The sequence below is a fragment of the Azospirillum sp. A1-3 genome (assembly GCF_023806445.1).
Lineage (GTDB): Bacteria > Pseudomonadota > Alphaproteobacteria > Azospirillales > Azospirillaceae > Azospirillum.
The window spans coordinates 666,024-691,086 of record NZ_JAMSLU010000005.1; the positions used below are offsets into that span (position 1 = coordinate 666,024).

Genomic DNA, 25,063 nt, shown 5'->3' on the forward strand with positions numbered 1-25,063 from the left:
CCGGGAGGTCCGGCGATATCAGGCGGGGGCGCAGCGCATGTCTCGACAGGCCGGAAAACGGATCGTCGATCTGGTGCGACGAACGGCGATCGGATCGGCGGTGCTGGCGAGCGTCGGCGCCTGCGCCCTGAACGGGGCGGTCGAATCGCCGAATGCCATCCCGCCGAGCGCCATGCCCACGCTCGCCCCCATGCTGGAGCGCGTTCTGCCGGGGGTGGTCAGCATCGCGGCAAGCGGCCAGTTCTCCGCCGAGGAGATGGCCCTGATCCGCGACCCGGAATTCCGCGCCATGCTCGGCCTGCCCAAGCGCATGCGGCCGGAGGAGGGCCGGTTCCTCGTCCAAGGGTCCGGAATCGTCATCGACGCGCCCACGGGCACCATCCTCACCACCCGCCACCTCGTCGACGGGGCGGACGAGATCGCAGTCACGCTGAAGGACGCGCGGAGCCTCCCCGGCCGCATCGTCGGCACCGACGCGGCCGGCGACATCGCGGTGATCCAGGTCGAGGCGCGCGACCTCGTGGCGGTGCCTCTGGGAAATTCCGACGATCTGCGCGTGGGCGATTTCGTGGTGGCGATCGGAAACCCGTTCGGCCTCGCCCAAACCGCGACGCTGGGGATCGTCAGCGGGCTGGGCGCGCGCAATCCGACCGAGCCCGACGGTTCCTTCATCCAGACCGACGCCTCGATCAATCCCGGCAATTCGGGCGGCGCCCTGGTAACTCTCCGGGGCGAGCTGGTCGGGGTTAACGACAGTCTGATCGGATCGGCCGTCGGCAACAGCGGCATCGGCTTTGCCATCCCGATCGCCCGGGCGAACCGCAGCGTCGACCGCCTTCTCCGGCGAAACGTCACCCGGCCTTGATCCGGACAAAGCCGGCCGTCGGCGATGCGATCACGCAGCGACTCTTCACTGCCGACCCGACAGGAGTGGCCCGACAGGAATGGCCGCGCCCCGCCCGGAATCCCGCGCGGCCTGGTCCGTCAGGGATTGACGGTGCGGGCCGCCACATGTTCCTGCAGGAAATGACACAGGACGAGTTTCAGCAGCACGGCCCGTTCATGCTGGCCGTGCGCCTTCGCCTCGGCGATGTCGTCCTCGATCATGCGGCGGATTTCGCCCTGCCCCGCTTCGGTCGCGACCAGATAGCTGCCCAGTTCGGAGGCGACGATCTCCGGCAGATGCTCGTGCGTGGCGATCGCGTCGATCTCCTCCTTCGTCAGTCCGCTCATGCCGACGCAGTCTTCGAAGGTGATGACCATGGCCCGTCTCCCGATTTCAGCGGTTTTGAAGTTCGTCAATGGCGGTTCGCACTCCATTGCCGGCCTCCCCGAACGGCGTCGGTGCAACCGTATCGGGAGTATGGGGCCATTCAGCCATGGCTTTCCGATGCCGGCCTTAACCGACGTTAAGGCCGGGCTCCGCCTGTGCTGCTGGGATGGGTGAGACCGTTTCAAAGACGGTAGCCAAGACGGTTGCCAAGCCAAGGAGAAGAGCCATGCCGATGGCCCAGCTGAAAGCCGAACGACTTGTTGCCCCCAGCCAATCCGACGCCACGCCCGCAGTGGCCGCTCCGACGGAGATGCCCGGAACGACGATGCCCGGACCATCGATGCGCAGCCCGGCCTATGGATTTCCCTATCTGCCTTTCAGCGGCGAGATCATCGACCGGCTGGTGCATGCGTGGCAGGGGCGGTTCACCCTGTCGATCTCGCCATCGGCGATAACGCTGGCCTTTGCCGACTGGGCGATGCATCTGGGCAATGCGCCGGGCAAACAGGCCGTCCTGGCCGACAAGGCCGTGCGCAAGCTGGTGCGGCTGATGGTCTATGCCGGGGCCGCGGCCATCGACCGCGACACCCCGCCCTGCATCGAACCGCTGCCGGGCGACCGCCGCTTCGCCCATCCCGACTGGCGGCAGTTTCCCTACTCGCTCTATGCCCAGTCCTTCCTTCTGGCGCAGCAGTGGGTGCACAACGCGACCACCGACGTTCCTGGCCTGTCGCAGGCCAACGCCCGCATCGTGCCGTTCGTCGCCCGTCAGCTTCTCGACGTCGCCGCGCCGTCCAACAACCCCTTCACCAATCCCGAGACCCTGCGCACGGTCGTCGCCACCGGCGGAATGAACTTCGCCTTCGGCATGGCGAACTGGATGGAGGACGCCCTGCGCCTGATGACCGGACAGCAGGCGAAGGGCTTCGATGCGTTCCAGGTCGGCCGGGACGTGGCGGTGACGCCGGGCAGCGTCGTCTTCCGCAATGAACTGATCGAGCTGATCCAGTACGCGCCATCCACCGCTTCGGTCCATGCCGAACCGGTGCTGATCGTGCCGGCCTGGATCATGAAATACTATATCCTCGATCTGTCGCCCGAAAACTCCCTGATCCGGTATCTGGTCGGCCGCGGATTCACGGTGTTCGCCATCTCCTGGCGCAATCCGGGGCCTGAGCTGCGCGACTATGGCCTCGACGAATACCGCCGGCTGGGCGTGATGGCGGCGCTCGACGCCATCGGCGCGATCTGCGGGACCGAAGACGGGCCGCCGCCGCCCGTGCACGCCTGCGGCTATTGCCTGGGCGGCACGCTGCTGACGATCGCCGCAGCCGCGATGGCCCGCGACGGGGACCGGCGGCTGAAGTCGATCACCCTGCTGGCGGCCCAGACCGACTTCACCGAGGCCGGCGAACTGATGCTCTTCATCAACGAAAGCCAGGTCGCCTACCTGGAGGACATCATGTGGGAGGCGGGATACCTCGACACCACGCAGATGGCCGGCGCCTTCCAGATGCTGCGGTCGAACGACCTGATCTGGTCGCAGATGGTCCAGCAATATCTGCGCGGCCGGCGGCCCGAGGTGACCGACCTGATGGCCTGGAATGCCGATGGAACGCGATTGCCCTACCGGATGCATTCGGAATACATGCACCAGCTGCTGCTGGGCAACGACCTGTCGGAAGGACGCTACAAGGTGGAGGGCCGCCCGGTCGCCCTGTCCGACATCCGGGCGCCGATCTTCGCCGTCGGGACGCGGCGCGACCATGTGGCGCCCTGGCGGTCGGTCTACAAGATCAACCTGCAGAGCGACACGACCATCACCTTCCTGCTGACCGACGGCGGCCACAATGCCGGCATCGTCGCCGGCCCCGACCGTCCCGACCGCCAGTACCGCATGAGCGAGCGCGGACCCGACGACCGCTATGTCGACCCCGACCTGTGGCTGGAATCGACGCCTGCCGCCACCGGGTCGTGGTGGCGCCCCTGGGCCGACTGGCTGGACCGGCAATCGGACGCGGAGCCGGTGGCGGCGCGCGCGATCGGGTCGGCGAAGCGCGGCCTCGGGCCGCTCTGCCCGGCGCCGGGACAGTATGTTCTGGAACGGTGAGGCGGGCTCACCCGGCCGGCAGCCGCTTCTCCAGCTCCATCAGCACGAACAGCCCGGCGCCGACGGCGATCGTTGCCACCCAGGCGGTGACGCCGACGGCGGCGGTGCCGAACAGGGCCTGCAGGGGCGGCGCATAGGTGAAGGCCAGCTGCAGCACGGTCATCAGGGCGATGGACAGCCAGACCGGCCGGCTGCCCGTCAGCCCGGACAGCAGCCCCAGCCGGCCCCCCGCATCGCCACGCAGCCCGCGGGCGCTGAGCAGGAAGAAGATCTCCCCCACCACCAGGGCGTTGACGGCGATCGTCCGCGCCATCTCCACCCCGTCGCCCTGCATCCGGTGGTAATGGAAGAAGCCAAAGCTGGCGGCCACCAGCAGCATCAGCACCACCACCATCCGCCACACCAGCCGGCCGACCAGGATCGGCTCGTCGCGCGGGCGCGGCGGACGGGCCATGACGCCGGACTCCGGCGCCTCGAAGGCCAGCGCCAGACCCAGCGTCACGGCGGTCACCATGTTGACCCACAGGATCTGCACCGGCGTGATCGGCAGGATGCTGCCCGACAGCACCGCCAGCAGGATCACCACCGCCTGGGCGCCGTTGGTCGGCAGCATGAACAGGATCGTCTTGCGCAGATTGTCGTAGACGGTCCGCCCCTCCTCCACCGCATGGACGATGGAGGCGAAATTGTCGTCGGCCAGCACCATCGCCGCCACCTCCTTCGCCGCCTCGGTGCCGTTGCGGCCCATGGCGACGCCGATGTCGGCCCGCTTCAGCGCCGGGGCGTCGTTGACGCCGTCGCCGGTCATGGCGACGGTGTCGCCCGCCGCCTGGAGCGCCGCGATCAGCCGCAGCTTATGTTCCGGCGTGGTGCGGGCGAAGACGCTGTTGTCCTGGGCTGCGGCGGCGAATCCGGCCTCGTCCAGCCGGTCAAGCTCCGGCCCGCTGATGACGCCATCGGGAAGACCGAACCGCCGGCCGATGGCGGCGGCGGTGGCGGCATGGTCGCCGGTGATCATCTTCACCGTGATCCCGGCTTGGCGGCAGGCGGCGACCGCCACCAGCGCCTCCTCCCGCGGCGGATCGATCAGGCCGCAGAGGCCAAGCAGCTCCAGCCCCTCCTCCCGCAGATCCTCGGCGTTCAGTTCGGACAGGTCGATGGAGATGCGGCGCATCGCCAGCGCCAGCACCCGCTGCCCCTGCCCGGCCAGCTCGGCGGTCAGTGCGGTCCAGCGCCGCCGGTCGAGCGGTGCGGTGCCCTCCCTGTGCCTCTCGTGTTCGCAGAGCGCCAGCACCCGCTCCGGCGCGCCCTTCACCACCAGGAAGCCATGGCCGGCATGATCGTGATGCAGGGTCGCCATGTACTGGCGTTCGGATTCGAAGGGCAGGGCGTCGCGACGCGGGGTGCGCCGGGCCTCGCTCGCCGGGTCCAGCCCCGCCTTCATCGCCAGCGCCAGCAGCGCGCCGTCGGTCGGGTCGCCGGCCAGCTGCCACTCGCCGCCCGGATCACGGTGCAGGGCGGCGTCGTTGCACAGCAGCGCCGCGCGTGCCAGAGCGAGCAGCAGCGGCTCCCCGGACGGGTCGGCCACCCGGCCGTCGCGGCAGATCTCCCCCTCCGGGGCATAGCCGCTACCGCCGACCCGATAGGTCGCGTCGGCGGTGACGACGTCGGTCACCAGCAGTTCGTTGCGCGTCAGGGTGCCGGTCTTGTCGGTGCAGATGGTGCGGACGGACCCCAGCATCTCCACCGCCGGCAAATGGCGGATGATGGCGTTGCGGCGGGCCATGCGGGTCACGCCCACCGCCATGGTGATGGTCATCACCGCCGGCAGCCCTTCCGGAATCGCGGCAACCGCCAGCCCGACCGCGGTCAGGATCATGTCCTGCCAGGGCTCGCCATAGACCAGCCGGCCGAAGGCGACGGTGACCGCCGCCAGCAGAAGGATGCCGACGGTCAGCCAGCGGCTGAACCGCGCCATCGACACCAGCAGCGGCGTCGCCACCGACGAAACCGAGGCCAGCAGATGACCGATCCGTCCGACTTCCGTCGCGTCGCCGGTCGCCACCACGGTGCCGGTGCCCTGCCCCTGGACCACCATCGTGCCGGCATAGGCCATGCCGCTGCGGTCGCCCAGCGCCGCATCGGCGGCGACGGCGGCGGCGGACTTGACGGTGGGAACGGATTCGCCGGTCAGCGCCGCCTCCTGCACCAGCAGGCCCTTGGTGCGGTCGAGCCGCAGATCGGCCGGCACGCGGTCGCCGGAGACCAGGAAGACGCGGTCGCCCGGCACCAGCGCCTCGGCCGCCAGGGTCACGGCATGGCCGTCGCGCAGCACAACCGCCTGGGGCGACAGCAGGTTGCGGATCGCCTCCAGCGCCTGCTCGGCCTTGTCCTCCTGGATGTAGCCGATCAGCGCGTTGATCAGCACGACGCCGAAGATCACACCGGCATCCGTCCAATGGCGCAGCAGCAGCGCCACTGTGCCCGAAGCCAGCAGCACATAGATCAGCAGATTGTGGAACTGCGCCAGGAAACGCAGCCAGGCCGGACGCCGCTTCGGCGGGGTCAGGCGGTTGGGGCCGAAACGCCTCAGCCGCGCCGCCGCCTCCATGCTGCTGAGCCCGTCGGCCGGACTGTCGAGCTGCCCGGCGACGGCGGACGCGTCCAGCGCGTGCCACGGGACGTCGGCCGCCGAAGGGGGGCTTCGGCCCGCGTCTGCCAGATGTGCCATGACCCGTCTCCCCTGGATGATCCTGGCGTCGGAGCGTCACGCGGCGAACGCCGTCCCCAATCCACATGACCATTTACAGAATGGGGCTTCAAGCGGGGCAATATAAGGGGCTGGCCATGCCACCGGATGCCGATGTCTCAATGCAGGCCCAGCACGCCCGCGTTCCGGTACAGCATGTAGGCGGCCACGGCGAACAGCACCCCGGCGAAGACCCGGGTCAGCGTTCCCTTGCGGGCGGACAGCCTCACCGCGGCCTTCATGCCGAGGAAACCGCCGGCCACACCGCCGGCGATGAACAGACCGGCGACCGTCCAATCCACCAGACCGGACATCGCGTAATTGACCGCCGTCGCCAGACCGAAGGCACCCACCGAGAACAGCGACGACCCGATGGCATTGATGACCGCCATGCCGCTGCCGAGCAGCAGACCGGGCACGATCAGGAAGCCGCCGCCGATGCCGAAAAAGCCGGAAATCGCGCCGGTGAGAAAGCCGATGCCGATCAGGCGCGCCGCGATCGTCTTGTTGATGCGCACCTCCGGATCGCCGTCGCCGCCCCGGCCGCGCAGCATGGACACCCCGACCACCACCATCACCAGGGCGAACAGGAACAGCAGACCTCCGCCGTCGACGGCCTTGCCGACCGTCGAGCCCGCCAGCGCACCGATCACCCCGGCGGCGGCGAAGGTCGCCGCGCACGGCCACTTCACCGTTCCGGCCCGGGCATGCTGCGCCAGATTGAGAAAGGCGTTCGCGGCAACCGCCAGCGCACCGGTGCCGATGGCGACATGGGGATTGGGCACGCCCACCAAATAAAGCAGCAGCGGCACGGCGAGGACCGAGCCCCCTCCCCCGATCAGGCCCAGCGTGAAGCCGACCAGGGAGCCGGACAGAACCGTGAGAATCTCTGACATTACAAACATTCCGGTAGGATTTGCGGACCCGCAACCGTGGCACCGCTGGCGCGAGGGGCGGCCAGAGGGGCAGTCGGAGCACCTGCCGGCGCGCCCGACAGGGTTTCCAGACCATTAATTTAGGTGTAACTAATATAAAGGGCCGGGATGCCGCTGCAAGTGGTTCACGATGCCGTAGCCCCTCCGCAATCCTTCGGGCTATGCTGGCGATTATGTGGAAGCCGCTGATAGTTTCATGTGTCGTACTGATGTCCGCGGCTACCGCCAGGGCCGAGCCGGAGGCGGAAACCGTGCGCGTCGGCGTGCTCGCCTACCGCGGGTCGGAGCGGGCGGCCCGCGACTGGGAGCCGACGCTGGCCTATCTGGAGCGCGCGATTCCCGACCGCCGCTTCGTCATGCTGCCGCTCGACCTCGCCGGCATGGTGCTGGCCGTCGCCGACCGGCAGGTCGATTTCGTCATCACCAATCCCGGCAGCTACGTCACGCTGGAGGCGCGCTTCGCGGTGACGCGCATCGCGACGCTGGAGTCCGGGACACCGGATATTCCCATCGCCGCGGTGGGGTCGACCGTCATCCGCCGCGCCGACCGGGCCGGGATCGGCAAGCTGGCAGACCTGAAGGGCAAGCGGCTGGCGGTGGTGTCGACCGACGCCTTCGGCGGCTTCCAGATCGCATGGCGCGAAATGGAGGAGGCCGGCGTCCGCCCCTTCACCGATCTGGCGGAGCTGACGACGGTGGGCTTTCCGATGGAAGGGGTGGTGGATGCGGTGCGCCGCGGCAGCGCCGACGCCGGCGTGCTGCGCGCCTGCCTGTTGGAGGAGATGACGGCGCAGGGCCGCGTCGCCCCGAACGAATTCGCGGTGGTCGGCGAAAAGCCGCCCGGCGAGCTGCCCTGCCGGGTGTCGTCGCGGCTGTACCCCGACTGGCCCTTCGCCCGGCTGGCGCACACGCCGCGCGATCTGGCCCGGCGCGTCGCCGCGGCGCTGCTGACCATGCCTGAGACCCAGGGGCCGACCTGGACCGCGTCGCTCGACTACACGTCGGTGCACGAGCTGTTCCGCACCCTGCACATCGGCCCCTATCCGAAGACCCCGCCGACGCTGGAGGAGGTTCTCAGCGAGAACTGGCACTGGCTGGTGATCGCCGCCGCGGCGGTGCTGTGGTGGGTGGTCCATTCCGCCCGTGTCGAGGTTCTGGTCCGCCGCCGCACCGCCGAACTGGAACGCGAGATCGCCGAGCGCGAGCGCGCGGAAGCCACCGCGCTGCGCCTGCGCGAGGAGCGCGACCAGCTCTCCCGCCTCGGCATCGTCGGGGAGATGGCCAGCAACATCGCCCATGAGCTGAACCAGCCGCTGGCGGCCATCGGCAATTTCGCCGGCGGCATGACCCGCATCCTCGACGCACCAACGCCCGACCTCGCGATGCTGCGCGCCGGGGCGCGCTCGGTCGCCGAGCAGGCGGAGCGCGCCGCGGCGATCATCCAGCGAACCCGCGGCTTCGTCAGCCGCCGCGACGCCCAGCGCTCCGCCCTGTCGGTGAATGCCGTGGTGGAGGAAACCCTGTCGCTGTTCGGCGCGCCGCCGGATCCGGCGCTGTCCATCGTGACGGAGTTGGCCGACGGGCTGCCCGAGGTCAGGGCCGACAAGGTGGAGCTTCAGCAAGTGCTGCTGAACCTGCTGCAGAATGCGGTGGAGGCGACGCGGAGCGGCAATAATGGCGCCGGCGGCGACATCCTTCTGCGGACCGCGCTGTCCGGCGGCATGGTGATGATCGAAGTGCGCGATTCCGGTCCGGGTGCGCCGGAGGACGCGCGGCGGCGGATGTTCGAACCCTTCTTCACCACCAAGCCCGGCGGTCTGGGGCTCGGCCTGTCGATCTGCCGCACCATCGTCGAACGGCATGGCGGCCGCATCTGGGCGGTGCCCGGCGTGCCGCACGGGCTGGCCGTCCGCTTCACCCTGCCGCCGGCCGCCGGCGAAACCGCATCATCATCGTCCGTCCCATCGTCCGTCCGGGAGACAAACACATGACCGACGCCCCCCTGGTTCTGGTGGTGGACGATGACGAGGCGATGCGCAGTTCGGTCCAGTATCTGCTGGCCTCGGTCGGCATCGCCTGCGAGTGTTTCGCGTCGGCCGAAGCCTTCCTGGCCTCACCGCACCTGCGCCCGCCGCTGCGGCCGGGCTGCATCCTGCTGGACGTCCGCATGCCCGGCATGAGCGGGATCGAGCTGCTGCGCCACCTGAAGGAACAGGGGTGCAAGCGTCCGGTCATCATGGTCACCGGCCATGGCGACGTGCCGCTGGCCGTCGCCGCGTTGAAGGGCGGGGCCGAGGACTTCATCGAAAAGCCCTGGAAGGACCAGGCGCTGCTCGACGCCGTCAATGCAGCCATCCGCAAGAGCCGCGAGGTGCTGGTGCGCAGCGCCGGGCGCGAGGCGGTCGAGGCGCGGATGGCCCAGCTGAGCCGCCGCGAGCGCGAGGTGCTGGCCCTGGTGCTCGACGGCCGCCAGAACAAGGAGATCGCGACGGCGCTGTCGATCTCGGTCAAGACGGTCGAGGGCCATCGCCAGATGGTGATGGAGAAGATGGGCGCCCGCTCCGTCGCCGAACTCGCACGATTGGCGCTGACCCCCGGCGACCGCGTTTAATCAGACAAATCAAGGCTCCGGCCGCGTCTCCGCTCCGAAAGCAAGGGTTTACCCTTGGTCGCCACCGGAATCGACCCGATGGCGGCGACTGTTCGCTGCACGTACCATCTGCGTGACAAAGATACCGGCAGCGAACCGGAAGGAAATGGGACGGAAATGAGCAAGTTGCGGCCAACGGGAGAGGCGACTCCCCGAACCGATCCGCTCGTCCCCGGCGCGGATGCACTGTCCGGCCGGTTGCGGCGGGCGCCCGAGAACTTCCTGACCCCCGAGGAGATCGGGCAGGTCGGCAAGGGACGGCGCGATTTCCTGCGCGCCAGCTTTCTGGCGGCAGCCGGCGCCACCGCCGCGGCGACGCTGGGCGGCCGTACCGCAGCAGCGGCCGACGCGGCCCCCAATCCAGCCGGTGATCCCGACATTCTGAAACCCACCCCCTGGGGCAGCAGCCTGGGCCAGCCGGTCGCGGCCAACCCCTACGGCCTGCCGTCGAAGCACGAGCGCGGTCTGGTGCGCCGGCAAAGCCCCGGCCTGACCCAGGTGCCCGCCGCCAGCGTGTCCTTCGCGCCGCTGCAGGGGCTGTTCGGCATCATCACCCCCTCCGGCCTGCATTTCGAGCGGCACCACCAGGGCTGGCAGGACATCGACCCCACCCGGCACCGGCTGATGATCAACGGCTCCCGGCCGGAATTCGTGAAGACGCCCAGGGTCTACACGATGGACGACATCATGCGGCTGCCGCCGGTGTCGCGCATGCACTTCATCGAATGCGGCGCCAACACCGGCATGGAGTGGGGCAACGTGGCGGTTCCCACCGTGCAGTACACCCACGGCATGCTGTCCTGCAGCGAGTTCACCGGCGTGCCGCTGCGCACCCTGCTGGAGTACTGCGGCGCCGACCTGAAGGCCGCCAAATTCATCCTCGCCGAGGGCGGCGACGGGTCGTCGATGACCCGCACCATCCCGATCGAGCTGGTGATGTCCGGCGAGGTCATGGTCGCCTACGGCCAGAACGGAGAGATGCTGCGGCCGGAAAACGGCTATCCGTTGCGGCTGGTGGTGCCGGGGGTGCAGGGCGTCTCGTGGGTGAAGTGGCTGCGCCGGATAGAGGTCGGCGACCGTCCCTATGCCGCCAAGGACGAGGCGGTCCACTACATCGACCTGATGCCCGACGGCCAGCACCGGCAATACACCTCCATCCAGGAATGCAAGTCGGTCATCACCAGCCCGTCGGGCGGCCAGCAGTTGCTGGACAAGGGATTTTTCACCATCAGCGGGCTCGCCTGGTCTGGCCGGGGCGCGATCAAGCGGGTGGATGTGTCGGTCGACGGCGGCATCAACTGGACCGAGGCGACCTTGCAGACGCCGGTCCTGTCCAAATGCCTGACCCGCTTCACCCTGCCCTGGAACTGGGACGGCCGGCCGGCGCTGCTGCAGTCGCGCGCCATGGACGAGACCGGCTTCGTCCAACCCGCCTACGGCCAGTTGCGCGCGGTGCGCGGCACGCGGTCGATCTACCACAACAATGCGATCCAGACCTGGCAGGTCGCCGAAAGCGGGGACGTGAACAATGTCCAGATCCTGTAAAGCGGCACTGCTCGCCTCGACCTTCGGCGCGATGCTCGCATGGACGGCGCCGGTGCTGGCGGACGGTCCCTCCACCGTCGGCCGCCCGGCCACTCCGGCCGAGATCCAGGCCTGGGACATCGACGTCGGCCCCGACTTCACCGGCCTGCCCAAGGGCTCCGGCACCGTGTCGCGCGGCATGGAGATCTGGGAGGAGAAATGCGCCAGCTGCCACGGCACCTTCGGTGAGAGCAACAGCGTCTTCAACCCGCTGGTCGGCGGCACCACCGCCGAAGACATCAAGACCGGCCATGTTGCGGCGCTGAAGCGCACCGACTTCCCGGCGCGGACGACCTTCATGAAGGTCGCCAGCGTGTCCACCCTCTACGACTACATCCGCCGCGCCATGCCGTGGAACGCGCCGAAGTCGCTGAGCGACGACGACGTCTATGCCGTGCTGGCCTATCTGCTGAACCTCGCGGAGATCGTCCCGGACGACTTCACCCTGACCGACGCGACGATCCGCGACGTGCAGCAGCGGATGCCGAACCGCAATGGCATGACCACCGCCCACGCGCTATGGCCAAACTCCAATCCCGCTGGCCCGGACTTCCCCGGCATGGCGGCCAAGCCCGACACCGCCAATGCCGTCTGCATGACCAACTGCAAGCCGAAGGCCGAGCTGGCTTCGCAGCTGCCCGAGCATGCCCGCGGCGCCCACGGCAACATCGCCGAGCAGAACCGCGTCTTCGGGCCGGTCCGCGGCCAGCGCACCGGTCCGGACAGCGCTGCGGCGGAGGCCCCCTCCCCCGTTCTGGCGCTGGCGGAGAAGTCCGGCTGCCTGTCCTGCCACGCCGTCGATACCCGCATCGTCGGCCCGAGCTACAGCGAGATCGCCGCCCGCTATCGCGGCAAGAACAATGCCGAGGCCCTGGTGTCCAAGGTCAAGGCCGGCGGCGAGGGGTCCTGGGGCGCCGTGCCGATGCCGCCGCAGGATGAACTGAGCATCGACGACGCCAAGACCCTGGTCGCCTGGATCCTGTCCGGCGCGCCGCAGAAGTAACGAGACCGAGGAGGAGCATCTCTCATGACACAGGCAGCGATGGAACGGCGTCAGGTACTGACCTTCCTGGGGGCGCTGGCGGCGGCCGGATTCGTGGTGCCGCGGGTGGCGCTTGCCAACTGGGACAAGACCGCCTTCGACGCCAAGACGATGGACGACGCGCTGAAGGCGCTGGGCGCCGGCGCACCGGCCAACAGCGGCGATGTGCAGATCATCGCCTCCGACATCGCGGAGAACGGGGCGGTGGTTCCGGTCCAGGCGGTCAGCAAGCTGCCCAAGACCGAACGGATCGCCATCCTGGTGGAAAAGAACCCCAACATGCTGGCCGCCGCCTTCGACCTGGGGCCGGACACCATCCCCGAGGTCACCGCCCGCATCAAGATGGGCCAGACCTCCAACGTCATGGTGCTGGTCAAGGCGGACGGCAAATTCTACGCGACCGCCAAGGAAATCAAGGTGACGCTCGGCGGCTGCGGCGGCTGAACGGACAGGACGGGAGAGAAGACCATGGGCAATCCGATGAAGATCCGCGCCTCCGCCAAGGACGGCGTCACCGAGATCAAGGTGCTGATGAGCCACGAGATGGAGACCGGCCAGCGCAAGGACGCCAGCGGCACGGTCATCCCCGCCTGGTTCATCAACGAGGTCACCGCCAAGCTCGACGGCAAGACGGTGATGCAGGCGCAATGGGGACCGTCGATTTCCAAGAACCCCTACCTCGCCTTCAAGGTCAAGGGCGGCAAGGCGGGCGACAAGGTGTCCGTCACCTGGGTCGACAGCAAGGGCGACACCCGCACCGACGAGGCCACTGTTACTTAAGGCCGTGACCTGAGGCGGCACTTCCGCACCAACAAGAACAAGGATGGGAGGGGGGAGAGATGGACCGCGTAAGCGTTGGGATTGCGGCGTTCCTTGCGGTGTCGGCGGCGGTCGCCACGGCGGCCTACGCCCAGCAGAAGGATGCGGCGCAGGAGGGCATCGAGGCCTACCGCGAAGCCTTGCAGGACGGCAACCCCGCCGAACTGTTCGAGCTCAGCGGCGAGGAGCTGTGGAAGACGCCGGCCGGCCCGAAGAAGGCCTCGCTGGAGAAATGCGACCTCGGCCTCGGCCCCGGCGTGGTCAAGGGCGCCTATGCCCAGCTTCCGCGCTACTTCGCCGACACCGACCGTGTCCAGGACCTGGAATCGCGCCTGCTGACCTGCATGGAAACGCTGCAGGGCAAGGACCCGAAACCCTATGTCGAGGCCTCCTTCACCGCTCCGCCGAAGGAGGAGATGATCGCGCTCGCCGCCTACATCTCCGGCCAGTCCAAGGACGATCCCATCACCGTAAAGCCCAAGCATCCCAAGGAACAGGCGATGTACGACCTGGGCAAGCGGATGTTCTACTATCAGGGCGGCCCCTACGACTTCGCCTGCGCCACCTGCCACGGCCAGGAGGGCACGCGCATCCGCCTGCAGGATCTGCCCTATATTCCGGGGCAGAAGGGTGCCGCGGCCGGCTGGGGCAGCTGGCCGGCCTACCGTGTCAGCTCCGGCCAGATGTGGTCGATGCAGTGGCGGCTGAACGACTGCTTCCGCCAGCAGCGTTTCCCCGAACCGGTCTACACCTCCGACGCGACCATCGCGCTGTCGATGTTCATGGCCGCCAACGCCAGCGGGGAGACCATGAAGACACCCGGAATCAAGCGCTGAGGGAGGCCGCCATGAAACACGCCATGAAACATGCCGCCTTCCTTGCCGTCCTGCTGCTGGCCGGCCCCGCCCTTTCGGAAACCAAGGTCGCTCCCTCTTGGGGACCGGGGGCCGACGATGCCGCCTTCACCCGCATGCTGGCCGCCAGCTTCAAGGACAAGGGCATCGCCAAGGTCGATCGCCTGACCCAGGACGAAACGCAGGCCTTCTGCTCCGACCCCGAAGCCGCCGCCAGCCCAGCCGCCGCCGAACGGCGCCGGCAGATCGAGGCCGCCAACATGGCGACGGTGAAATGGCCGTCCGACGGCAAATGGCTGGGCGACTGGAAGGAGGGCGAGAAGATCGCCCAGAGCGGCCGGGGCAACACCTGGACCGACAAGCCGGGCGAACCGAACGGCGGCAACTGCTACAACTGCCACCAGCTCAGCCCGACCGAGATCTCCTACGGCACCATCGGCCCCAGCCTGCTGCAGTACGGCGCGCTGCGCGGCCGGGACGAGGAGACGATGAAGGCGGCCTGGGCCAAGATCTACAACGCCAAATCGGCCAACGCCTGCTCCAACATGCCGCGCGCCGGCCATATGGGCATCCTGGGGGAGACGCAGATCAAGCATCTGATGGCGCTGCTGTTCGACCCGAACTCTCCCGTGAATTCCAAATCGGGGCCTGCCCAATGAACCGCCGCGAGTTCCTCACCGTCCTGGCCGCCGCCAACGCCGCCGGCCTGCTGCTGCCCGGCGCCGGTCTGGCCCGTGCTGAAGCGGCGGCCCAAGGAGCCGCTGACGCGGTCTATGACGCGCCGGCCTTCGGCAACGTCTCGCTCCTGCACATCACCGACTGCCACGCCCAGCTGAAGCCGATCCATTTCCGCGAGCCGAGCGTCAACCTCGGCATCGGCGAGATGTCCGGCCGGGCGCCGCATCTGGTGGGCAGCCGCCTGCTGGAGCATTTCAAGCTCGCCGCCGGCAGCCGCGATGCGCACGCTTTCACCTGCCTCGACTTCGAACGGCTGGCCGGGCTGTACGGCAAGGTCGGCGGCTTCGCCCATCTGGCGACGCTGGTCAAGCGGGTGCGGGCCAACCGGCCGGGCGCCCTGCTGCTCGACGGCGGCGACACCTGGCAGGGGTCGGGCACCGCGCTGTGGACCCAGGGCCAGGACATGGTGGAGGCCGCCAAGCTGCTGGGCGTCGACATCATGACGCTGCATTGGGAATGCACCTACGGCCAGGAACGCGTGCAGGAGATCGCCGAGAAGGATTTCGCCGGCCACATCGAGATCGTCGCCCAGAACATCAAAACCGCCGATTTCGGCGACGACGTGTTCAAGCCCTACAGCCTGCGGAACGTGAACGGCGTTCCGGTGGCGGTGATCGGGCAAGCTTTCCCCTACACGCCGATCGCCAACCCGCGCTACATGGTGGCCGACTGGACATTCGGCATCCGCGAGCAGGAGATGCAGGCGACAGTCGACGCCGCCCGCTCCGCCGGTGCCGCGGTGGTCGTCGTGCTGTCGCACAACGGCATGGATGTCGATCTGAAGATGGCGTCGCGCGTCCGCGGCATCGACGCCATCCTCGGCGGCCACACCCATGACGGCATGCCGGCGCCGACCATCGTCGCCAACCCCGGCGGCAAGACGTTGGTCACCAACGCCGGGTCGAACGGCAAGTTCCTGGGCGTGCTCGACCTCCAGGTGACGGGCGGACGGGTCGCCGATTTCCGGTACCGGCTGATGCCGGTCTTCGCCAACCTGCTGCCCCCCGACCCGGAGATGGAGGCGCTGATCACCCGCGTCCGCGCGCCTTACGAGGCGAAGCTGGGCGAAACGCTGGCGGTGACGGAGGGCACGCTGTACCGGCGCGGCAACTTCAACGGCAGCTTCGACCAGCTGATCCTCGACGCGCTGATGGCCGAAAAGGATGCGGAGATCGCCTTCTCCCCCGGTTTCCGCTGGGGCACCACGCTGCTGCCCGGCCAGCCCATCACCATGGAAAACCTGCTGGACCAGACCGCCATCACCTATCCCTACGTCACGCTGAGCCAGATGAGCGGCGAGCAGATCAAGACGGTGCTGGAGGATGTCTGCGACAACCTGTTCAACCCCGACCCCTATTACCAGCAGGGCGGCGACATGGTGCGCGTCGGCGGGCTGTCCTACGCCTGCGATCCCGCCGCCCCGGCCGGCCGGCGCATCCAGGACATGACGCTGAACGGCAAGCCGCTGGAGGCGTCGAAGACCTACAAGGTCGCCGGCTGGGCCCCCGTGGCGGAAGAGGCGAAGGCGGCCGGCGGCGAGCCGATCTGGGACCTCGTCGCCCGCAACCTGCGCGCCCGCAAGACGGTGGCGCCGCCGCAGCTGAATCTGCCGACCCTGAAGGGCGTGAACGGCAACCCCGGCCTCGACGCCTGACCCAATATTCTGCCCGCCAACTGGGACAAGCTCCAAACCGGAAAGGCTCAGACCATGAGCGTTCGTCGTTTCCTGGCACCCCTGCTGATGCTGTTCGCCCTCGGCACCACCCCGGCGCTGGCCCAGGACAAGGTCATCTACCACATCGACAATGCCGCCGAGCAGGGCACCAAGGCGTTGCGCAACATCCGCAACCATCTGGACGTGGCGCCGAAGACCGAGATCCGCGTGGTCACCCATGCCGAAGGCGTCGATCTGCTGATGGAGGGTGCCAGGGACCAGAAGAACAACATCGACTATGGTCCGCTGATCTCCGATCTTAAGAGCCGCGGCGTCCATTTCGAGGTGTGCGAGATCACCATGAAACGGCGCAACCTGACCAAGGACCAGTTCGTGATGGAGGCGGAATTCACGCCCTCCGGCGTCGTCCGCATCGCCGAACTGCAAACGCGCGAGCATTACGCCTACATCAAGCCCTGAGAAGGCACCTGAGGAAGCAACGGCCATGGGTTTCACCGTCGATGCCCTGATGGAAAGCCTGGGCGAGGACAGCTTCATGGCGCTGGGCGGGCTGCTGATCGGCACGCTGTTTGGCGTGGTGGCGCAGCGGTCCCGCTTCTGCCTGCGCGCCTCGACGCTGGAGGTGGCGCATGGCCGGTTGGGTGGACGGCTGGCGGTCTGGCTGCTCGCCTTCTCCACCGCGCTGATGGCGACGCAGGGGCTGATCCTGCTGGGGCTGTTCGACACCGGCAGCGTCCGCCAGCTCAACAACCCCGGCAGCCTGTCGGGCGCGGTGATCGGCGGGCTGATGTTCGGCTGCGGCATGACGCTGACGCGGGCCTGCGCCAGCCGCATGCTGGTGCTGTCGGCCACCGGCAACCTGCGGGCGCTGCTGTCCGGGCTGGTGTTCGCGGTGGTCGCCCAGGCGGCGATGCGCGGCGTCCTGTCGCCGCTGCGCGAGACGATCAACGGCTGGTGGGTCATTTCCGGCCAGCAGCGCGACCTGCTGGCGCTGGCCGGCATCGGGCATGGCGGGGCGCTGCTGTTCGGCTTGGGCTGGTTCGCGGCGGGCGTGGTGATCGCGCGGCGCAACGCCCTGTCGGGCTGGTCCTGGCTGGGCGCGGCTGGCGTCGGTGCGACGGTCGCCGCCGCCTGGTGGTTCACTTGGCGCGCAGCATCCGCCGCCTTCGATCCGGTGACCGTCCATTCCCTCAGCTTCACCGCGCCGTCGGCCGATTTCCTGATGCTGGTGCTGTCGCCGCCGGGCACCCGCTGGAGCTTCGACACCGGGCTGATCCCCGGCGTGGCGCTGGGCGCCTTCGTCGCCGGGCTGGCCGGGCGTGACCTGAAGCTGGAGGGGTTCAACGACGGTTCCTCCATGCGGCGCTACATCATCGGCGGCTGCATGATGGGCTTCGGCAGCGTGCTGGCCGGCGGCTGCGCGGTCGGGGCCGGCGTGTCCGGCGCCTCGATCTTCACGGCGACGGCGTGGCTGGTGCTGTGGTCGATGTGGATCGGCGCCGTGCTGACCGACCTCGCCATCGACCGGCCGGCACGGGTGCGCGGCGGCGCCATCGCCGCCGTTCCGCCGGTCGCGGCGCAATGACCGGTCTTGGCGCAATGAATTGACTCCCGGCATCCTCCACAGGAGATCCCGCATGCTTCGCCTGCCCCGCCGCCGCCTGCTGACCGCCGGTGCGGCACTCCTGGCCGCCGTGCCGGGCCTGAAGGCCGTCCGCGCCTTTGCCACCGGGGTGGAGTCCTTCGTCAAGGGACCGCCGGTGCCCGACCGGCGGCCGGTCCAGGTCAGCCCGCATGTCTGGATCATCCAGGCTCCCGACGGCTTTCCGACGCCGCAGAACCAGGGGATGATGGCGAACATCACCTTCGTCATCGGCCGCGACGGCGTGATCGTCGTCGACAGCGGCGCCTCGCTGCAGATCGGCGAGATGGCGATCCGCATGCTGCGGACGCTGACGCCGAAGCCGGTCGTCGGCATCATCAACACGCATTATCACGGCGATCACTGGCTGGGTAACCACGCCTTCGCCGAGGCGTTCGGCGAGGATCTGCCCCGCTACGCCCTGCCCCACACGCGCGAAGCGATCCTGGGCGTGCAGGGCAGCTTCTGGCAAAGCTCGATGGTCAAATGGACGGCGCAGGCCTCCGCCGGGACGCGGATCGTCGCCCCCAACCGCGACGCCGCCCATGGCGACGAGCTGTCGCTGGGCGACGTCCGGCTGCGCCTGCACCATTACGGCACCGCCCATACGCCGTCGGACCTGTCAGTTTCGGTGGTGGAGGACGGCGTCATGTGCGTCGGCGACGTGATGATGGACCGCCGCATCGCCAACATGGACGACGGCTCCTATCTCGGCACCTTCGAGACGATGGACAAGCTGCGGGCGGACAGCGACACCCGCATCTGGCTGCCGGCCCACGGCGTGCCCGGCCCCGGCGTGCCGGAGTGGCAGCGCAGCCTGTTCGAAGGCATCTTCGAAACCTGCGTCGCCGCCGTGAAGGCCGGCCAGTCGGTCGAGCAGGCGAAGGCCGCCGTGCTGGCCGATCCGCGCGTCGCCTCCCGCGCGGCGGAGACCAAGGGCTGGGACAGCAACATCGGCAAATACATCAGCCTCGCCTATCTGGAGGCGGAGCAGGCCGACTTCTGACCGCAGGACGGCCGGTCAGACCTGGGCCATGCCGCCGTCGGCGAACAGCTCGACGCCGTTGACGAAGCTGCTGTCGTCCGACGCCAGGAAGACGGCGGCCTTGGCGATTTCGTCCGGATCGCCGACACGGCCCAGCGGCACCTGGGCGGCCAGATAGTCCACCAGCCCCTGCTGCTGCGCCGCATCCGGACCGGCCAGTTCGACCAGACCCGGCGTGCGGACCGGACCGGGGCTGAGCGTGTTGATGCGAATGCCGCGGTCCTTCAGGTCGAGGATCCAGCTGCGGGCGAAGTTGCGCACCGCCGCCTTGCTGGCGCTGTAGACGCTGAAGGCCGCCGTGCCCATGCTGCCGGCGGTGGAACCGGCGAGGATCACCGACGCACCGCGGCCGAGCAGCGGCAGCGCCTTCTGCACGGTGAACAGCACGCCCTTCACATTGCGGTTGAAGGTGTCGTCGAACTGTTCCTCCGTGATCTCGCCCAGCGGCAACATGCTGCCACCGCCGGCATTGGCGTAGAGTACGTCGAGCCGGCTCGCCTCGCTCTTGATCTGCGCATAGAGCCGGTCGAGATCGGCGAGGTTGGAGGAGTCCGCCTGCACCCCGGTCGCCGTGCCGCCGGCGGCGCGGATCGCCGCGACCGCGGCCTCCAATTCGGACTGGCGGCGGCCGGTCAGATAGACGGTGGCGCCTTCGGCGGCGAAGCGCTTGGCGGCGGCAAGGCCGATGCCGCTGTTGGCGCCGGTGACGAGGGCGATCTTGCCGTCAAGCTTGCGGGACATCTGAAATCTCCTTGGGAATGGGTCATCTTCTGGAGACAAAGCTATCGACGGCGGGCACATACCGAAATAGAAACGGTTGAAAACCATCGTTGCAGAATTGGTGAGTGCTGGCGATGTCGAAGCTGCCGGATTTCGAAGGGCTGGCGATGTTCGCCAAGGTGGTGGAGGAGCGCTCCTTCGCCGGTGCCGCCCGCGCGATGGGGGTGTCGGTCGCCACCGTGTCGCGCGCGGTCAGCCGGCTGGAGGAACGGTTGGGCGCCCGGCTGTTCAACCGCACCTCGCGCCGGCTGGCCCTGACCGATTTCGGCCACTCCCTGGCCGGGCGCGCGACCCGCCTCTATGACGAGGCGGAAGCGGCGGAGAATGCGGTGCGCGAGATGTCCAGCCGCCCGCGCGGCCTGATCCGGTTCGCGGTCCCGATGTCGTTCGGCCTGCGCTGGGTGGCGCCGCTGCTGCCGGAGTTCTTCCGCCTCTATCCGGAGATCTCGATCGACCTGCACCTGAGCGACGCCACCGTCGATCTGGTGGGCGACGGCTTCGACGCCGCGCTGCGCATCGCGGTGCTGCCCGACAGTTCGCTTGTGGCGCGGCGGCTGTGCGGGGTGTCGCCGGTGGTGCTCGCCGCCCCCAGCTATCTCGCCCGCCATGGCGAGCCGCGGCATCCGCGCGAGCTGAACGGCCATCATTGCCTGGGCTATGCCTACCGCCGGCGGCAGGACATCTGGCACTTCACCAACAGCGCCGGCGAGGAGGAAAGCGTCACCCCGTCCGGCCCGCTGCGCGTCACCAACGCCGACGCGCTGGTGCCGATGCTGCTGGAGGGGCTGGCCATCGCCGAACTGCCGGAATTCATGGCGGCCGAGCATCTGGCAACGGGACGGCTGACCGCCATCCTGACCGACTGGTCGCTGCCGAAGGGCGGCCTCTACTTCATCACGCCGTCGGCCCGAACACGACCGGCCAAAGTCGGCGTGCTTGCCGATTTCCTGATCGAACGCCTGTCCGAACCGGCCTGGCGGCGTCGCATCGGCGGCGCCGGACAATAGCCCCTCAATCCAGCGCCAACAGCGGCCCGAACGCCTCCTCCAGGCTGCTGCGGTGCAGGCCGATCTTCGCCGGGTTGCCGGGAGTTACGTTCACCGCGCGGATCAGGCGGCGGACCACCCGGCCGGCCGTCACGTCGACGTCGATGATGTTGATGCAGCCGTAATCCTGCTCGAACGCCGACAGGGCCGACAGGCCGGCGCCGCAAGCCCAGGACAGCAGCATGCGGTTGACACCGTCATGGGCGACCAGCGCCAGATGGGTCCAGCCCGGTTGCCGCACCAGCGCCTCGACGGCCGACACCACCCGGTCGCGCACGGCGGCGAAGCCGTCGCCACCGGCGAAGCGCCCGTCCTCGGTCGCCGCCTCGAAGCCATAGACGTAAGCCGCCTCGCGCTGCTCCTTCGGCACACCCGACAGCCGGCCGGCGCGGATCTCCAGGAAATCGGGATGATCCTCCACCGGCAAACCATGCGGCGCGGCGACCGGTTCGGCCGTCTGCCGCGTGCGGGCAAGCCCGGAGCACAGCACGCGGTCGAGCGGCACCTCGGCCAGCAGGGCGCCGGCCGCCTGCGCCTCCGCCCTCCCCCGATCGGTCAGGGCGGCCAGCTTCGGGTTCAGCGGCTTGCCCTCGGCGTCGTAATAGGCGACATGGCCGTGGCGCAGCAGGTAGACGCGGCGGCGCGCGACCGTACCGGACAACGGTTGAAACAGGCTCATCGGCCGGCGTCCTGTCCTTCGGCGGCCAGACGCTTGGGATTGCTCAGCGCCAGCCTTGCCCGCGTAATGTCCTTCAACACCGCCCGCAATGCCGCCTGCCGGTCGGGCGCGTCGAAGCGTCCGGCGTCGATGGCGGCGCAGAGCCTCGGCAGCAAATCCGGAAGTTCGCCGTCCTCGCCCAGCAGGCCGCCGACGGCGGTGGCCAGGGCCGGCTCTGCCGTGGCGCCTGCCGCCAGTTCCCGCTCGGCCACCCCCAGCGCGTTGGCGATCATCAGCGCGGTGAAACGCTGTTCGGCCGGCACCACCGGCAGGATCGCCTCGCGGAAGCTGCGGAGCGCGATGGCGACCAGATCGCGGGCGTCGGGATCGTCGTTGATCATGCTCCACCTCCGATCATGGGGAAGCCGCCGACACGGTCGAGGTGGCGCAGCAGATCCATTTCGATCTCCGGCAGCATCCGGCCGGTCAACGCCAGCTCCAGCGACGGTTCGGTGCCGGAGATGTGGCGCTGCGCCTGCTGGATGGCGATGACCGCCCAGCGCATGCAGGCCGCGGCCTCCCAATAGGCGACGGCGGCCGTATCCACCCGCCGCCCGGCGGTCTCCTCGTAACCGGCGTAGAGATCGACCCGGTCGGCGATGCCGCCGGCTTCACGGTCGTTGCGGCCGAAGCGCCAGCAGGCGGCGCAGAACCAGCCCAGATCCTCCATCGGATCGGACCAGCCGGCGAACTCCCAATCGATGATCGCGGTCAGCCTGTCGCCATCAACCATATAATTGCCGGTGCGGTAGTCGCGATGGCACAGCACCAGATCGCCGGCCGGCGGCGCGTTCCGTTCCAGCCAGCGCAGGCCATAGGCCAGCACCGGATCGCTGGCGGCATAGCGCCCGGCCCAGCGGCGGAAATCGGCCGCAGCCTGCAGGCCCGCCGTCGGTTCCGGCAGCGCCAGGAACTCCAGCCCCGCAGTTCCCGGCCGCACCCGGTGGATCAGGCCGAGCTGCCGGCCGAGTTCACGGGCCAGTTCGCGCCGCGGCTCCTCACTCTTGACCATGCGGAAACCGGCGGCGATGCCGGCCGCGCGGCGCATGATGTAGAAGGGCGCCCCCAGCATCGCCGGATCGGCGCCGACGAACAGCGGTTCCGGCACGGTGGCGCCGGCGGCGAAGACGGCGCGCAGGACCGCGGCCTCCTCCGCCTTGCCCAGGCTGGCCGACACGCCGGAGGCCGAGCCGGTGCGCAGCACGCAAGGGTGGCGGCCGGACAGCGGCCCGCCGTCGATCTCCAGCGTGACCGCGAGGTTGAGCGAGATGGCGCCGCCGCTGAGCCGCCCCTCGTCGATGACGGAGACCGCCTGCGCTTCCGCCTGCCCGGCCAGCCAGGATTCCAGCGCTGCTTTCCGGGCTGGGTCCAATCCGGGAGCGGGCTTCGGAGCGCCGCTCACCGCCAGCCCCAGAAATCGTCGCCCTCGGTGAGGTAGCTGCGGCTCAGCACCATCTTGTGGACCTCCGATGCGCCGTCGACCAGCTTGGCCTGCCGGGCGTAGCGGTAGATCCATTCCAGCACCGTGTCCTTGGAATAGCCGCGCGCGCCGCAAAGCTGGATCGCCGTGTCCACCGCCTTGAACAGCGTGTCGGCGACCTGGACCTTGGCCATCGACACCTCCTTGCGGGCGAAGCTGCCGCTGTCCAGCGCGTGCGCCGCCTTCATGGTCAGCAGCCGGCCGATCTCGATCTGCATCGCCGTCTCGCCCAGCATCCACTGCACGCCTTCATGCTCGGCCAGCGGAATCCCGAAGCTCTCGCGTTCCTTCACATACGCGCCGGCGATCTCCAGGCAGCGCTTGGCGAGGCCGGTCCAGCGCATGCAATGGGTCAGCCGCGCCGGACCCAACCGGATCTGCGTCGCCTTCAGCCCGTCGCCGACCTTCATCAGCACGTTTTCGTCCGGAATCTCCAGCCCGTCGAAGATCAGTTCGCAGTGGCCGCCATGTTCCTCCGGTCCCATGATCTGGATGCGGCGCTCGATGCGCCAGCCGGGCTGGTCCTTGTCGAACAGGAAGGCGGTCAGCCCCTTGCGCGGGTCGTCGGAGGTGCGCGCCATCAGGATGAAGTGCTGCGCCGCATCCGCCCCGGTGATGAACCATTTGCGGCCGGTGACGACCCAGCGGTCGCCCTTGCGCTCCGCCCGCGTCTTCATCATCGACGGGTCGGAGCCGCCGCCCGGATGCGGTTCGGTCATGGCGAAGGCGCTGCGCACCCGCCCCTCGACGATGGGGGCGAGCCAGCGCTCCTTCTGGGCCGGGGTGCCGACCATGCTCAAGAGCCGCATGTTGCCGTCGTCGGGGGCGGCGGCGTTGAAGCAGACCGGCCCGAAGATCGAGCGGTTCATCTCCTCGTAGCAGGCGGCGACGCCGACCATCGGCAATCCGTGACCGCCGACCTCCTTCGGCAGTTGGAGGGTCCACAGCCCGGCCGCCTTCACCTTGGCGCGCAGGGCCGCCAATGGAGCGTCGGCGATGTTCTCGTGCTCGTCCCAATTGGCGCGGTCGGCCTCGACGGGAAGGATCTCCTGCTCGACGAAGGCGCGGACACGGCGGCGATAGTCTTCCAGTTCGGCGGGAAGGGTGAAGTCCATGGAAGCGCTCCGTTCGTTCAGAGGGAGGAGACCAGATGGCCGCCGTCGACGGCCAGCACCGATCCGGTCATGTAGGCGCCGGCATCCGACGCCAGCAGAAGCAGCGGGCCATCGAGATCGGCCAGCCGGCCGAGCCGGCGCTGCGGGATGCGCTTGACCAGCGCCTTGCCGGCGTCGCTGGCGAAGAAGTCGGCATTCAGCTCGGTCTCGACATAGCCGGGGCACAGCGCATTGACGCGGATGTTATAGCGCGCCAGTTCCAGCGCCATCGCCTTGGTCAGATGCACCAGCCCGCCCTTGGCGGCGATGTAGGACGACACCTGCCCCGCCACCCGCATGCCGAGGATGGAGGCGATGTTGACGATGGCCCCGCCTTGCTGATCGTCGCGCATGCGCTGCGCCACCGCGCGCGCCACGCGGGCGCAGCCGGTCAGGTTGGTGTCGACCACCCGGTCCCACTCCTCCTCGCTCATGTCGAGGAAGGGGCGCGTGGCGGTGACGCCGGCATTGTTGACGAGGATGTCGATGCGGCCCAGCGCGTCCCACGCCTCCCCCACCGCGGCGGTGACGGAAGCCGGGTCGGTCACGTCCATGGCGACGACGACGGCGCTGCCGCCGGCCGCTTCGATGGCGGCGCGGGTTTCGGCCAGCGCGTCGGTCCGCCGCGCGGCCAGCGCCACGCGGGCGCCCGCCTTGGCGAGAACGCTGGCGAAATGGCGGCCGAGGCCGCTGGAGGCGCCGGTGACCAGCGCAGTCTTGCCGGTCAGGTCGATGGTGACGCTCATGCATCCTCCCTTGGTCGGGATCG

At 69.0% G+C, this 25,063-nt stretch carries 24 protein-coding genes; 15 read left to right on the top strand and 9 right to left on the bottom strand.

From position 1 onward, the window contains the following. Positions 1–37 precede the first annotated feature (37 nt). Positions 38–865 (top strand): trypsin-like peptidase domain-containing protein, encoded by an 828-nt coding sequence (locus M5E06_RS27635; RefSeq protein WP_252140987.1) that lies wholly within the window; start codon positions 38–40, stop codon positions 863–865. A 119-nt stretch (positions 866–984) separates the two neighbouring features. Here M5E06_RS27635 and M5E06_RS27640 read toward each other — a convergent pair whose 3' ends face one another. Further along, the gene (locus tag M5E06_RS27640; protein WP_109156600.1) at positions 985–1,263 is read right to left on the bottom strand and encodes a hypothetical protein; all 279 of its coding nucleotides are present in this window, start codon (positions 1,261–1,263) and stop codon (positions 985–987) included. Between the two features lie 236 nt (positions 1,264–1,499). On the opposite strand from M5E06_RS27640, the gene M5E06_RS27645 reads away from it, so the two are divergent. Continuing rightward, positions 1,500–3,383, top strand: a complete 1,884-nt coding sequence (locus tag M5E06_RS27645; RefSeq protein WP_252140988.1) for a PHA/PHB synthase family protein — start codon at positions 1,500–1,502, stop codon at positions 3,381–3,383. 7 nt (positions 3,384–3,390) lie between these two features. On the opposite strand, the gene M5E06_RS27650 is transcribed toward M5E06_RS27645, so the two are convergent. Both M5E06_RS27650 and M5E06_RS27655 read right to left on the bottom strand, forming a co-directional pair. Next, a complete protein-coding gene (locus tag M5E06_RS27650) occupies positions 3,391–6,114 on the bottom strand; it encodes an HAD-IC family P-type ATPase (RefSeq protein ID WP_252140989.1) in 2,724 nt (907 codons plus the stop codon). 137 nt (positions 6,115–6,251) lie between these two features. Beyond that, positions 6,252–7,028, bottom strand: a complete 777-nt coding sequence (locus M5E06_RS27655) for a sulfite exporter TauE/SafE family protein (protein WP_252140990.1) — start codon at positions 7,026–7,028, stop codon at positions 6,252–6,254. 248 nt (positions 7,029–7,276) lie between these two features. Between M5E06_RS27655 and M5E06_RS27660 the strand changes: the two genes are divergently transcribed. The 12 genes from M5E06_RS27660 to M5E06_RS27715 all read left to right on the top strand — a co-directional run bounded on the left by M5E06_RS27660 (position 7,277) and on the right by M5E06_RS27715 (position 19,077). After that, complete coding sequence (locus M5E06_RS27660; protein ID WP_252140991.1) at positions 7,277–9,058, top strand: sensor histidine kinase; 1,782 nt, start codon at positions 7,277–7,279, stop codon at positions 9,056–9,058. Further along, on the top strand, positions 9,055–9,678 hold the full coding sequence (locus M5E06_RS27665; protein WP_252140992.1) for a response regulator transcription factor: 624 nt from the start codon (positions 9,055–9,057) through the stop codon (positions 9,676–9,678). Before M5E06_RS27660 ends, M5E06_RS27665 begins: the two co-directional genes overlap by 4 nt. A 156-nt stretch (positions 9,679–9,834) precedes the next feature. Further along, a complete protein-coding gene (gene soxC, locus M5E06_RS27670; protein WP_252140993.1) occupies positions 9,835–11,262 on the top strand; it encodes a sulfite dehydrogenase in 1,428 nt (475 codons plus the stop codon). Continuing rightward, positions 11,246–12,304 carry a c-type cytochrome gene (locus M5E06_RS27675; RefSeq protein WP_252140994.1) on the top strand — a complete coding sequence of 353 codons (1,059 nt, stop codon included), beginning with the start codon at positions 11,246–11,248 and terminating at the stop codon, positions 12,302–12,304. Before soxC ends, M5E06_RS27675 begins: the two co-directional genes overlap by 17 nt. A 24-nt stretch (positions 12,305–12,328) precedes the next feature. Beyond that, entirely contained in the window at positions 12,329–12,787 is a 459-nt protein-coding gene (soxY, locus tag M5E06_RS27680) for a thiosulfate oxidation carrier protein SoxY (RefSeq protein WP_252140995.1), read from the top strand. A 24-nt stretch (positions 12,788–12,811) separates the two neighbouring features. Continuing rightward, entirely contained in the window at positions 12,812–13,123 is a 312-nt protein-coding gene (gene soxZ, locus M5E06_RS27685; RefSeq protein WP_085083217.1) for a thiosulfate oxidation carrier complex protein SoxZ, read from the top strand. A 59-nt stretch (positions 13,124–13,182) separates the two neighbouring features. After that, positions 13,183–13,998 carry a sulfur oxidation c-type cytochrome SoxA gene (gene soxA / locus M5E06_RS27690; RefSeq protein ID WP_252140996.1) on the top strand — a complete coding sequence of 272 codons (816 nt, stop codon included), beginning with the start codon at positions 13,183–13,185 and terminating at the stop codon, positions 13,996–13,998. Between the two features lie 11 nt (positions 13,999–14,009). After that, positions 14,010–14,675, top strand: coding sequence for a sulfur oxidation c-type cytochrome SoxX (gene soxX, locus M5E06_RS27695; protein ID WP_211103435.1), 666 nt, complete (start codon positions 14,010–14,012; stop codon positions 14,673–14,675). After that, positions 14,672–16,408 carry a thiosulfohydrolase SoxB gene (gene soxB / locus M5E06_RS27700; protein WP_252140997.1) on the top strand — a complete coding sequence of 579 codons (1,737 nt, stop codon included), beginning with the start codon at positions 14,672–14,674 and terminating at the stop codon, positions 16,406–16,408. The genes soxX and soxB overlap by 4 nt, the downstream gene beginning before the upstream one ends. Positions 16,409–16,462: 54 nt before the next feature. Then, the gene (locus tag M5E06_RS27705) at positions 16,463–16,888 is read left to right on the top strand and encodes a DsrE family protein (RefSeq protein WP_252140998.1); all 426 of its coding nucleotides are present in this window, start codon (positions 16,463–16,465) and stop codon (positions 16,886–16,888) included. 25 nt (positions 16,889–16,913) lie between these two features. Continuing rightward, positions 16,914–18,014, top strand: coding sequence for a YeeE/YedE family protein (locus M5E06_RS27710; protein ID WP_252140999.1), 1,101 nt, complete (start codon positions 16,914–16,916; stop codon positions 18,012–18,014). Between the two features lie 52 nt (positions 18,015–18,066). Further along, positions 18,067–19,077 (top strand): MBL fold metallo-hydrolase, encoded by a 1,011-nt coding sequence (locus M5E06_RS27715; protein ID WP_252141000.1) that lies wholly within the window; start codon positions 18,067–18,069, stop codon positions 19,075–19,077. Positions 19,078–19,092: 15 nt separating this feature from the next. Here the strand turns inward: M5E06_RS27715 and M5E06_RS27720 are convergent, their stop codons facing one another. Next, positions 19,093–19,857, bottom strand: a complete 765-nt coding sequence (locus M5E06_RS27720; protein WP_252141001.1) for an SDR family oxidoreductase — start codon at positions 19,855–19,857, stop codon at positions 19,093–19,095. 113 nt (positions 19,858–19,970) lie between these two features. Between M5E06_RS27720 and M5E06_RS27725 the strand changes: the two genes are divergently transcribed. Next, on the top strand, positions 19,971–20,903 hold the full coding sequence (locus M5E06_RS27725) for a LysR family transcriptional regulator (protein WP_252141002.1): 933 nt from the start codon (positions 19,971–19,973) through the stop codon (positions 20,901–20,903). 4 nt (positions 20,904–20,907) lie between these two features. On the opposite strand, the gene M5E06_RS27730 is transcribed toward M5E06_RS27725, so the two are convergent. From M5E06_RS27730 to M5E06_RS27750, 5 genes are read right to left on the bottom strand one after another with little or no spacing between them, the layout of a single operon-like run. After that, positions 20,908–21,621, bottom strand: coding sequence for a histidine phosphatase family protein (locus tag M5E06_RS27730; RefSeq protein WP_252141003.1), 714 nt, complete (start codon positions 21,619–21,621; stop codon positions 20,908–20,910). Beyond that, entirely contained in the window at positions 21,618–22,001 is a 384-nt protein-coding gene (locus M5E06_RS27735; RefSeq protein ID WP_252141004.1) for a DUF6285 domain-containing protein, read from the bottom strand. The genes M5E06_RS27730 and M5E06_RS27735 overlap by 4 nt, the downstream gene beginning before the upstream one ends. After that, positions 21,998–23,062, bottom strand: a complete 1,065-nt coding sequence (locus M5E06_RS27740) for a phosphotransferase family protein (protein ID WP_252141005.1) — start codon at positions 23,060–23,062, stop codon at positions 21,998–22,000. Before M5E06_RS27740 ends, M5E06_RS27735 begins: the two co-directional genes overlap by 4 nt. Then, positions 23,059–24,255 (bottom strand): acyl-CoA dehydrogenase family protein, encoded by a 1,197-nt coding sequence (locus M5E06_RS27745; RefSeq protein ID WP_252141006.1) that lies wholly within the window; start codon positions 24,253–24,255, stop codon positions 23,059–23,061. Before M5E06_RS27745 ends, M5E06_RS27740 begins: the two co-directional genes overlap by 4 nt. A gap of 17 nt (positions 24,256–24,272) precedes the next feature. Further along, a complete protein-coding gene (locus M5E06_RS27750; protein WP_252141007.1) occupies positions 24,273–25,040 on the bottom strand; it encodes an SDR family NAD(P)-dependent oxidoreductase in 768 nt (255 codons plus the stop codon). Between the last annotated feature and the right edge of the window lie 23 nt (positions 25,041–25,063).